6 protein-coding genes are annotated in these 12,832 nt (G+C 34.0%); 5 read left to right on the forward strand and 1 reads right to left on the reverse strand.

Going from position 1 to position 12,832, the window contains the following annotated elements:
• The first annotated feature begins 37 nt into the window (after positions 1-37).
• The 5 genes from MUN68_RS11975 (at position 38) to MUN68_RS11995 (ending at position 12,086) form a co-directional block, all read left to right on the forward strand.
• Positions 38-1,720: a muramidase family protein gene (locus MUN68_RS11975; RefSeq protein WP_249997389.1), complete on the forward strand. Its 1,683-nt coding sequence runs from the start codon at positions 38-40 to the stop codon at positions 1,718-1,720.
• 177 nt (positions 1,721-1,897) lie between these two features.
• Complete coding sequence (locus tag MUN68_RS11980) at positions 1,898-8,860, forward strand: gliding motility-associated C-terminal domain-containing protein (protein ID WP_272792371.1); 6,963 nt, start codon at positions 1,898-1,900, stop codon at positions 8,858-8,860.
• On the forward strand, positions 8,861-9,796 hold the full coding sequence (locus MUN68_RS11985) for a PorP/SprF family type IX secretion system membrane protein (RefSeq protein ID WP_249997453.1): 936 nt from the start codon (positions 8,861-8,863) through the stop codon (positions 9,794-9,796).
• 11 nt (positions 9,797-9,807) lie between these two features.
• On the forward strand, positions 9,808-11,688 hold the full coding sequence (locus MUN68_RS11990; protein WP_249997454.1) for an OmpA family protein: 1,881 nt from the start codon (positions 9,808-9,810) through the stop codon (positions 11,686-11,688).
• Between the two features lie 167 nt (positions 11,689-11,855).
• A complete protein-coding gene (locus MUN68_RS11995; protein WP_249997457.1) occupies positions 11,856-12,086 on the forward strand; it encodes a (4Fe-4S)-binding protein in 231 nt (76 codons plus the stop codon).
• Positions 12,087-12,461: 375 nt separating this feature from the next.
• On the opposite strand, the gene MUN68_RS12000 is transcribed toward MUN68_RS11995, so the two are convergent.
• Positions 12,462-12,776: a DUF3467 domain-containing protein gene (locus MUN68_RS12000; protein ID WP_249995784.1), complete on the reverse strand. Its 315-nt coding sequence runs from the start codon at positions 12,774-12,776 to the stop codon at positions 12,462-12,464.
• Positions 12,777-12,832 lie beyond the last annotated feature (56 nt).

The raw sequence follows: 12,832 nt of genomic DNA on the forward strand, positions 1-12,832 counted from the left end.
TAACGTTTATCGATTATCATTGCGTTATCAAGTAACGATGGAATCAATTTTTAAATTGAACCCTGGATCTAGAGCATTAATAAAAGTAGGTGAAACACTATTAATTCCTGACAATGCTAAACCACTGCCTACTGAACAAAATTCAGCAGCTAAAACACATTTTGTTTCCAAAGGGGAAACTAAATATGGATTATCAAAAAAATACAACGTTTCAATTGACCAACTTGAAAAAGCCAATCCTAGCATTGTAAGAATGCTGATTGCGGGTGAAACTATTGATATTCCTACTAAAAACCCTAATAATCAATTCGTTGAAAACTCTTCAGTAAATGATAGATTTCATAGAGTTAAAAAAGGTGAGACATTATGGGGAATTTCTCAAAAATACGGTATGACATTAGAAACGTTGAAAGCATTAAATAAAAATAGCTTAAATAATTTTCTAAGTATCGGACAAGTATTAGCATTACAAGAAACTAAAAACGACATAGTAATCGAAAAAAAAGTAACAGATACTAAAACTTATACTGTAATTAAAGGTGATACAAAATATGGGTTATCTAAACGTTTTAATTTATCAATAGCTGAATTAGAACAATTAAACCCTGAAATCACCCCAATGTTACGAACAGGTGCTATAATTAAAACTCGAGAATTAGAATTAGATAAAAACACTCTAACCAACACAAAAACTGTTATAACGAACAATAATGTTGATGAGGCGATAAAAGTTGTCGAAAACAATAAAAATGAAGACAGAGAAGTAGAAAAAACGCCCAAGAGCAATTCAAATTTAGCTGTATTATGGGATGATAACTTTACCTTTTCTGGTTCAGAATTAAATGATGAAAAAGCTAAATACTACAAAGGTTTGATACTTGCAATAGATTCAATTAACAAAGAATATCCTCAAAACAAATTAAGTATCATAAAAACGAAACCCAATGCAAACGATTCATTAAACACATCGCTTACTAAGACATATTTTCACCCTTTTGACAATAAAAATACTACACTTAACATGACTAGTATTGATTTATTTTCAATAGCTTACAACGAACAAGATGGTCTGAGAAAAATATTTCTAAAAGGTCTACCTTCAAATGAAGATATGAGAAATCGTGTTTTAGATTATATAAAAAAAGAAGAAGGTCACTACATATGTCTTTATGATAATGAAAATTCAAAAAACAAAAACACTATAGAAACCACATTGCCAAATGTAGATTTTATTAAAATTAATAGAAAAGGTAGTTTTAAATCAGAAGATTTAACAAACGTATTAAGCACTTCAAAGAAAAACTTTGTAATTATTGAAAGTTCTGATGTAGGTGTTTTTTTAAATAGCACTAATATTTTATTAAAAAAAATATCAACTTCAGATACTCAACTTGTAGTTTTAGACTCCAAAAACATTCCCTCAAAAGAAAAAATTACATCAAAACGATTTAAAATCTTACACCTTTTATTTCCTAAACAATACAACTTTGAGTTAAACAAAGATATAGACAATACCGTTGCACTTAGTTTTGCAATATACTATGATACATTCAAACGCCTATATAAACATAATTCAGAAGCTTTTACCAATACTATTAGTACTTCTTTTTTAGGTTTTTCTTTTAACTATGAATTAAATAATAATGTCCTGGAAAACAAATCTGTTCCATTATTTATTTTTGATGAAAATTCTGACCATACTTTAATATCAAATGAATAGTTAAAAAAAATGAAACTATAGTATTTAACAAAGATAATAACACTAATATTTATTAATAATTTACTTCTATATATTATAATAAATTTTTATATCTTTATGCAGTTAAACTAATTTTTAATACAGTTAATCTATATTTTATTTGTATAATATAACTTTAGTCTCGAAAACTTGATTTTAATGAAAAGTCCCAAATTAAAAATATTCATTATTTTCTCATTTTTTTTGATAGTTACAACAAACAGTTTTTCACAATGTCCTACTGTATTAAATAACTCTCAATCATTTTGTGATTTAGATTCTCTTTTAATATCTGACCTCGATGCTACAGATAATGGTGCTGGCATAGCTTGGTTTGACACACTTACTTCTACAACTCCTTTAGATCTTTCTGATTCACTAGTTGATGGTGAAAATTATTATGCAGATAATACTACTGGTGATTGTGGTTCTAGGCAAATTGTTACTGTTAGTATATTAGGTCCACCTATGGGTCTAAATTTTCAAGGCGTATGTGTAGATCAACCTGAGGATGCTACACTCGCTGATTTAAATCTTACAGGTAATAATATTCAATGGTACCTTTCATCTATTGGAGGCTCTCCTCTTAATAGTAATACCGTATTAACTGATGAAACAACTTATTATGCAGACCAAGAAAACCCAGCAACAAATTGTCGCACCTCTAGGAGAGCAGTTCTTGTTATAGTTGGTGTAATACCTGTTCCTGAAGGTAATAGTACTCAACGTTTTTGCTTAGACTCAAATAGTAATTTACCTACTGTAAATGATTTAATAGCCAGTGGTAATAATAATTGGTATTTATCTCAATCATCTGCTTCTCCCTTAGATCTAAATACGACTTTAATTGATGGGAATAGTTATTATGCGACTACTGTTGATTCTCCATGTGAAAGTGACTCTAGGTTAGAAGTTACAGTTGAATTTATTTTTCAAGATATTGCTGGCTCTGATGGTGTTATAGAAATTTGTACTAACGATACTAATACCTACAATCTTTTTGATAGTCTGAATGGAACGCCTCAAACTGGTGGTACATGGTCGCCTGCTTTAAGTAGTGGCTCTGGTATTTTTGATCCTAGTGTTGATCCGCAAGGAACATATACTTATACTATTTCTAATCCATTTTGTGATGATGCTACGGCTTCTGTTACTGTTACAATGATACCTCCTCCAGATGCTGGAACAGATGGTGTTTTGGATATTTGTGATAACGATACTAATACCTATGACCTTTTTAATAATCTAGGTGGAACACCTCAAACTGATGGTACTTGGTCTCCAGCTTTAAGTAGTGGCTCTGGTGTTTTTGATCCTAGTATTGATCCGCAAGGAACATACACCTATACGGTTATTAGTACAAATCCTACGTGTGAGGATGCGTCAGCTTCTGTTATAGTGACAATGATTCCACCTCCTGATGCTGGACAGAATGGCGTTTTAGATATTTGTGAAGATGATACTAATACCTACAACCTTTTTGATAGCCTAGGTGGAACACCTCAAACTGGTGGTACATGGTCGCCTGCTTTAAGTAGTGGCTCTGGTATTTTTGATCCTAGTATTGATTCGCAAGGAACATATACCTACACGGTTGCTAGTACAAATCCTCTTTGCGAGGATGTTTCTGCCACAGTAACTGTTACAATCATACCTCCTCCTGATGCTGGTACAGATGGCGTTTTGGATATTTGTGATAACGACACTAATACTTATGACCTTTTTGATAATCTAGGTGGAACACCTCAAACTGGTGGTACTTGGTCGCCTGCTTTAAGTAGTGGCTCTGGTATTTTTGATCCTAGTATTGATTCGCAAGGAACATATACCTACACGGTTATTAGTACAAATCCTACGTGTGAGGATGCGTCAGCTTCTGTTATAGTGACAATGATTCCACCTCCTGATGCTGGACAGAATGGCGTTTTAGACATTTGTGAAGATGATACTAATACCTACAACCTTTTTGATAGCCTAGGTGGAACACCTCAAACTGGTGGTACATGGTCGCCTGCTTTAAGTAGTGGCTCTGGTATTTTTAATCCTAGTATTGATCCGCAAGGAACATATACCTACACGGTTGCTAGTACGAATCCTCTTTGTGAGGATGTTTCTGCTACAGTAACTGTTACAATCATACCTCCTCCTGATGCTGGTACAGATGGCGTTTTGGATATTTGTGATAACGACACTAATACTTATGACCTTTTTAATAATCTAGGTGGAACACCTCAAACTGGTGGTACTTGGTCGCCTGCTTTAAGTAGTGGCTCTGGTATTTTTGATCCTAGTATTGATTCGCAAGGAACATATACCTACACGGTTATTAGTACAAATCCTACGTGTGAGGATGCGTCAGCTTCTGTTATAGTGACAATGATTCCACCTCCTGATGCTGGACAGAATGGCGTTTTAGACATTTGTGAAGATGATACTAATACCTACAACCTTTTTGATAGTCTAGGTGGAACACCTCAAACTGGTGGTACATGGTCGCCTGCTTTAAGTAGTGGCTCTGGTATTTTTGATCCTAGTATTGATCCGCAAGGAACATATACCTACACGGTTGCTAGTACGAATCCTCTTTGTGAGGATGTTTCTGCTACAGTAACTGTTACAATCATACCTCCTCCTGATGCTGGTACAGATGGCGTTTTGGATATTTGTGATAACGACACTAATACTTATGACCTTTTTAATAATCTAGGTGGAACACCTCAAACTGGTGGTACTTGGTCGCCTGCTTTAAGTAGTGGCTCTGGTATTTTTGATCCTAGTATTGATTCGCAAGGAACATATACCTACACGGTTATTAGTACAAACCCTATTTGTGGTAATGCGTCAGCTTCTGTTATAGTGACAATGATTCCTCCTCCTGATGCTGGACAGAATGGCGTTTTAGACATTTGTGAAGATGATACTAATACCTACAACCTTTTTGATAGCCTAGGTGGAACACCTCAAACTGGTGGTACATGGTCGCCTGCTTTAAGTAGTGGCTCTGGTATTTTTGATCCTAGTATTGATTCGCAAGGAACATATACCTACACGGTTGCTAGTACAAATCCTACTTGTGAAGATGTTTCTGCTACAGTAACTGTTACAATCATTCCAACTCCTGATGCTGGTACAGATGGCGTTTTGGATATTTGTGATAACGACACTAATACTTATGACCTTTTTGATAATCTAGGTGGAACACCTCAAACTGGTGGTACTTGGTCGCCTGCTTTAAGTAGTGGCTCTGGTATTTTTGATCCTAGTATTGATTCGCAAGGAACATACACCTACACGGTTATTAGTACAAACCCTATTTGTGGTAATGCGTCAGCTTCTGTTATAGTGACAATGATTCCACCTCCTGATGCTGGACAGAATGGCGTTTTAGATATTTGTGAAGATGATACTAATACCTACAACCTTTTTGATAGTCTAGGTGGAACACCTCAAACTGGTGGTACATGGTCGCCTGCTTTAAGTAGTGGCTCTGGTATTTTTGATCCTAGTATTGATCCGCAAGGAACATATACCTACACGGTTGCTAGTACAAATCCTATTTGTGAGGATGTTTCTGCTACAGTAACTGTTACAATCATTCCAACTCCTGATGCTGGTACAGATGGCGTTTTGGATATTTGTGATAACGATACTAATACTTATGACCTTTTTAATAATCTAGGTGGAACACCTCAAACTGCTGGTACTTGGTCGCCTGCTTTAAGTAGTGGCTCTGGTATTTTTGATCCTAGTATTGATTCGCAAGGAACATATACCTACACGGTTATTAGTACAAACCCTATTTGTGGTAATGCGTCAGCTTCTGTTATAGTGACAATGATTCCTCCTCCTGATGCTGGACAGAATGGCGTTTTAGACATTTGTGAAGATGATACTAATACCTACAACCTTTTTGATAGCCTAGGTGGAACACCTCAAACTGGTGGTACATGGTCGCCTGCTTTAAGTAGTGGCTCTGGTATTTTTGATCCTAGTATTGATTCGCAAGGAACATATACCTACACGGTTGCTAGTACAAATCCTACTTGTGAAGATGTTTCTGCTACAGTAACTGTTACAATCATTCCAACTCCTGATGCTGGTACAGATGGCGTTTTGGATATTTGTGATAACGACACTAATACTTATGACCTTTTTGATAATCTAGGTGGAACACCTCAAACTGGTGGTACTTGGTCGCCTGCTTTAAGTAGTGGCTCTGGTATTTTTGATCCTAGTATTGATTCGCAAGGAACATACACCTACACGGTTATTAGTACAAACCCTATTTGTGGTAATGCGTCAGCTTCTGTTATAGTGACAATGATTCCACCTCCTGATGCTGGACAGAATGGCGTTTTAGATATTTGTGAAGATGATACTAATACCTACAACCTTTTTGATAGTCTAGGTGGAACACCTCAAACTGGTGGTACATGGTCGCCTGCTTTAAGTAGTGGCTCTGGTATTTTTGATCCTAGTATTGATCCGCAAGGAACATATACCTACACGGTTGCTAGTACAAATCCTATTTGTGAGGATGTTTCTGCTACAGTAACTGTTACAATCATTCCAACTCCTGATGCTGGTACAGATGGCGTTTTGGATATTTGTGATAACGATACTAATACTTATGACCTTTTTAATAATCTAGGTGGAACACCTCAAACTGCTGGTACTTGGTCGCCTGCTTTAAGTAGTGGCTCTGGTATTTTTGATCCTAGTATTGATTCGCAAGGAACATATACCTACACGGTTATTAGTACAAACCCTATTTGTGGTAATGCGTCAGCTTCTGTTATAGTGACAATGATTCCTCCTCCTGATGCTGGACAGAATGGCGTTTTAGACATTTGTGAAGATGATACTAATACCTACAACCTTTTTGATAGCCTAGGTGGAACACCTCAAACTGGTGGTACATGGTCGCCTGCTTTAAGTAGTGGCTCTGGTATTTTTGATCCTAGTATTGATTCGCAAGGAACATATACCTACACGGTTGCTAGTACAAATCCTACTTGTGAAGATGTTTCTGCTACAGTAACTGTTACAATCATTCCAACTCCTGATGCTGGTACAGATGGCGTTTTGGATATTTGTGATAACGACACTAATACTTATGACCTTTTTAATAATCTAGGTGGAACACCTCAAACTGGTGGTACATGGTCGCCTGCTTTAAGTAGTGGCTCTGGTATTTTTGATCCTAGTATTGATTCGCAAGGAACATACACCTATACAATTTCTCATCCATTTTGTGGTGACGCTTCTGCTACAGTTACAGTGACAATCTTTTCGTCTCCCGACGCTGGTACAGATGGTGTATTAGGTATTTGTGATAACGATATCAATATCTACAACCTTTTTGATAGTCTAGGTGGAACACCTCAAACTGGAGGTATTTGGTCGCCTGCTTTAAGTAGTGGTACTGGTATGTTTGATCCTAGTATTGATCCACCTGGAACTTATACTTATACTATTGTTAGTACAAACCCTTTATGTTCGGATGCTTCTGCTTCAGTTGCAATTACTACTATTCCAGGACCTAATGCTGGTACAGATGGCATTTTGGATATTTGTGATAACGATACTAATACCTTTAATCTTTTTGATAATCTAGGTGGAACGCCTCAAACTGGTGGTACATGGTCGCCTGCTTTAAGTAGTGGCTCTGGTATTTTTGATCCTAATATTGATCTGCAAGGAACTTATACTTATACAATTTCTAATCCATTTTGTGATGACGCTACTGCTTCAGTTATAGTGACAATGATTCCTCCTCCTGATGCTGGTACAGATGGCGTTTTGGATATTTGTAATAACGATACTAATACCTATAATCTTTTTGAAAACCTAAATGGTACGCCTCAAACTGGTGGTACTTGGTCGCCTGCTCTTAACAGTGCTTCTGGTATTTTTGACCCTAGTATTGATTCTCCAGGTATTTACACATATACTGTTGCTAGTGCGAATTTAGTATGCGTTGATGGTTCTGCTACAGTTTTAGTAACAATTATTCCGATTCCTGACGCTGGTGATGATAGTCTGTTAAACATTTGTACTAACGTTACTAATACCTATAACCTTTTTGATAGCCTAAATGGAACGCCTCAAACTGGTGGTACATGGTCGCCTGCTTTAAGTAGTGGTTCTGAAATTTTTGATCCAAGTATTGATTCTGCAGGAGTTTACACATATACAGTTGATCTTACTGAATGTATGCAAACTGACACTTCACAAGTCACGATTTCTTTTAATAATCCACCAGACCTAAGTGGTTTGATGATCAATGTAGCTGATGTTTGTCAAGGAGAAAATGTTACAGTTAATTTAAATAATGCAACTAATCTAACAGACGGAGATTATAATTTATCTTATAACATTACTGGTGCTAACACCTTTAATCAAACGGTAGCTATCACATTTATTAATGGTGACAGTGCTTTTCAAATTAATTCAGATTTATTTATAAATGAAGGTTCAAATGAATTGTCTGTCGACAGTCTAATTGATAATATAACCAATTGTAGTGGAGATCTTTCAAATTTAACTACAATAAACTTTACTGTTTTTGAAAGTTTAGATCCAATACTTATTAATGAAGGAAATACTTTTTGCATTGAAGATCATCCAACTATCGCCTCTTTATCAAGTAATATAACCAATACAAACATTATTTCTACCTATTGGTACGATTCGCAAATAGGTGGCAATACATATACTCCAGAAACCATTTTAGAAAATGGTACAACTTACTATGCTTCTGTAATTTCTATTGATGGTTGTGAAAGTATTACTAGGCTTGCAGTAACTGTTAGCTTAACTACTTGCATTGAGAAACTAATTATTCCTGATGGATTTTCACCAAATGGAGACAGCATAAATGATACGTTTGATATAAAGAATCTAAACACCTTATATCCTAATTTCAAATTAACAATTTACAATCGATATGGCAATGTTCTCTATACAGGAAATAAAAACACTCCTAAATGGAATGGAGAATCGCATAGTGGAAAAGTATATGGAGATAATATTGTTCCAACAGGCGTTTACTTCTTTATTTTAGAATTCAATGACAATATTCGAAAAGATTTACAAGGAAGATTATATCTAAATAGATAAATGAAGTTAAAAAACAACATAAGGTTTTTATTGATGATTTTTATTATCACAACTATTGCGAATGCACAACAAGATGCTCAATTCACGCAATATATGTATAATATGAATGTTATTAACCCTGCTTACGCAACTGCTGATGAGGAGAATATTAACCTTGGTCTAATTTACAGATCGCAATGGGTTGGAGCCGTTGGGTCTCCAGTTACCGGATCATTTTTTGCTCATTCTACAATAGCAGACAATATGGAAGGAGGACTTTCTATTGTACACGATGAAATTGGTGACGTTGTTTCAGATACCAACTTATTTATAGATTATGCTTATGTACTAAGTTTGAGTGAAACGTCAAAATTATCGCTTGGTATTAAAGCTGGTTTATCATTTTTCTCAACGAACTTTAATGGATTCGTTTATTCTGATCCTCTTCCAGATCCTGCTTTTGCTGAAAATATAAGTAGAACATTTCCTAATGTTGGTGCTGGTATTTATTATTTTTCAGACAATCACTACTTTGGTTTATCTGCTCCAAATCTTTTAAAATCAAAACATTTAGAAGAAAGTAGTGGAATTGTAACTGAAGGAGTCGAAGAATTACACCTATTTTTCACAGGTGGATATGTATTTAATATAAATGAAAACTTATTATTAAAACCTGCTTTTATGGCAAAATCAGTAAGTGGAACTCCACTTACTTTAGACTTAACTTCAAACGTACTAATCAATAATAATTTTGAAATTGGAGTAGGTTATCGATTCGAAAGTGGTATTAGTGCACTAGCAAATTTTAAAATATTACCAAACTTAAGAGTAGGTTATGCATACGATTATACAGTTTCTAATTTAGGAAAATTTAACTCTGGAACTCATGAAGTAATTCTTTTGTTTGATTTATCTAAAATTGGAGCTGGTTACGACAAATCACCTAGATTCTTTTAATTCAATTTATTATGCCACTTAAAAGTATTTTTAGTATCGTTTTTTGTTTTTATGCTTTAGTAACTCATTGTCAAAGTTCTAAAACAAATAAAGCTCACAAACTTTTTGCGTCAAAAGCATATATTCAAGCATCAGAATTGTATGAAGAATTAACAGAAACTAATGATTCAATTACACTCAATTTAGCAGATTGTTATTACTACAATGGCATGATGGACAAAGCTGCTGAAAATTATTTAAAAGTATTCCAAAACCCTTATAAGGAAATATCAAATAGTTATTACTTTAAATATGCTCATGCACTCTATGGTATCGATAATATTGAAGTTGCCGACTCCATTATGAGTATCTATACTTCTCATAAAACTGATACACCTTTATATATTGAAAATCTAGAACATGCAATACCATTTTTATATGATGTGCAACTTATCAAATCAGGAAATATACCAGGTGATTTCGCAATAAACTATTATGATGAAAAAGTGAGTTTTTCTTCATTAAGAAAAAACGCGTCGCGTAAATATAAATGGAATGAAGAATCTTACTTAGATATTTATATTGCTAATTTCACAGAAGAGGGCAATCTTGAAAACATAGAAGAATTACCAGCTAATATCAATACGAATACACATGAAAGCAATGCCGTTTTAAGCTCTGATGGTAATACATTGTATTTTTCTAGAACTAACAATAAACGAACTGAAATCGATGATATCAAGATTGCAACTGTCAAACTTTATAAAGCGACAAAAGTAGATGGAGAATGGAATAACATAGAAGAACTTCCATTTTCAAGTAATCTATATTCTGTTATGCATCCTGCTCTCAATACTAATAACGACAAATTATATTTTTCTAGTGATATGAAAGGTGGTCAAGGATCATTTGACATCTATTATGTAGATATTTCATCAGATAGTACTTATAGCGAACCAATAAACTTAGGTTCAAAAATTAATACACGTCATAGAGAACAGTTTCCTTTTATTAGTAAAGATACGACACTCTATTATGCTTCAGATGGTTTACAAGGTCTTGGTGGATTAGATGTTTTTATGTGTGAATTTAATAAAAACGATGAAAATTGGAATACGCCTCTTAACTTAGGAAACACTATAAATACTGGCAAAGATGATTTCTCATTTGTTGTAAATTCAGAAGAAAACACAGGATTTTTATCCTCTAATAGAAGTGGTAGAGATAATCTATATTCGTTTTTAAGAAGAGATAAAAACAGAAGTGTTGTATTAGAAGGTACTGTGAAAGATTTGCATAGTCAAGAGATTTTACCAAATACATCAATTACTATATTTGATGAAAACAATAATGCTATTGACTCTGTTAAAGTAGATAAAGATGGTAGGTATAAGTTTCACATAAAACCATTTAAAACCTATAAAATAGAGGGATTTAAGCCATTGTACATTCCGAAAGCTGTAGATTTTGACACAGATGATTCAGGTAAAATAGAATTAAATATAGAACTAGAATTAGAATCCTATGATGATGCTGAAGAGATCGTTTACGAGAAAGATGGTTATGTATACATTCAACTTGAAAACATCTATTTTGAATTAGATAAATGGAATATTGAACCACAAGCTGCATCAACGTTAAATGTATTGATTGAGCTTATGAAAAAATATCCTAGAATGGAAGTTGAACTAGGAGCTCACACTGATACAAGAAGTTCTAATGACTATAATTTAAAACTTTCAAATAATCGTGCTAACTCTGCTATGCAATATATCATCTCAAAAGGAATTAATCAATCTAGAATGAAAGCTGTAGGATATGGCGAAACACAACTGCTTGTAGATTGTGGTAATGAGTGTTCAGAAGAAGAACATTCGATTAACAGAAGATGCGAATTTATAATCACAAAGTAAATTCCATGTTTATCAACTTTTCATAGCAAAATACTTACCGTTCATCGATAATAAAAATAGAATCATGTATTTCAACGTTATTATAATACAATTTGTCGAATAAATTTAAACTAAAACGTTATAGTGCATACATTGAAATAAGATTAAACCCCAAAATTGATCTACTTATGAAAACGATACCTAATGTTTTCAGTAATAATGATATTACTGTTACCTACAATCCGTGTGAATGCATTAATGCTGAGCGTTGTGCAAAAGAACTTTCAAATGTATTTCGTCAACATATAATCCCTTGGATAGACCTAGATGGAGAATCTACAGATAAAATTATTCAACAAGTAAAGAAATGTCCTTCTGGCGCTTTAAAATTTCATAGTAATCAAAAAGAAGTTGCTTAGAATAATAAATATCCCTTTGAATTAATAACTCAAAGGGATATTTATTTTTTTATCCTAACCTGTTTACCCAAAATTCAATGGAATTGGAGGTTGCTCAAAAAAAATATTTTGAGCAACTGCGAAATACAGTCTCAAATTCTGATTTCAAATAGAAAATTTATGCCTGACCTGTTGGTCCAAAATTCAATGGAATTGGAGGTTGCTCAAAAAAAATATTTTGAGCACCTGCAAAATACAGTCTCAAATTCTGATTTCAAATAGAAAATTTATGCTTGACCTGTTGGTCCAAAATTCAATGGAATTGGAGGTTGCTCAAAAAAAATATTTTGAGCACCTGCAAAATACAGTCTCAAATTCTGATTTCAAATAGAAAATTTATGCCTGACCTGTTGGTCCAAAATTCAATGGAATTGGAGGTTGCTCATAATCTTTGATTTCTCCATGAGCTTTCTCAAATCTATTTACGTTATCTCCTAATGCCTTCAATAAACGTTTTGCATGTTGAGGCGTTAAAATAATCCTGGATTTAACTTTACTCTTTGGAGTTCCAGGCATTATGCTCACAAAGTCAACTACAAACTCTGAAACTGAATGATTTATAATTGCTAGATTAGAATACGTTCCTTCTGCAATTTTTTCATCTAATTCTATATTGATTCCTGGTTTTTTTTGTTTTTTATCGTCTGCCATTATAAACTTGTTTATGTTTCCGATAAATCGGAAAACTAATTATTAATATATTTAAT

Origin of the sequence: Psychroserpens ponticola, assembly GCF_023556315.2 — a bacterium.
In the GTDB taxonomy this organism is placed as follows: Bacteria; Bacteroidota; Bacteroidia; order Flavobacteriales; family Flavobacteriaceae; genus Psychroserpens; species Psychroserpens ponticola.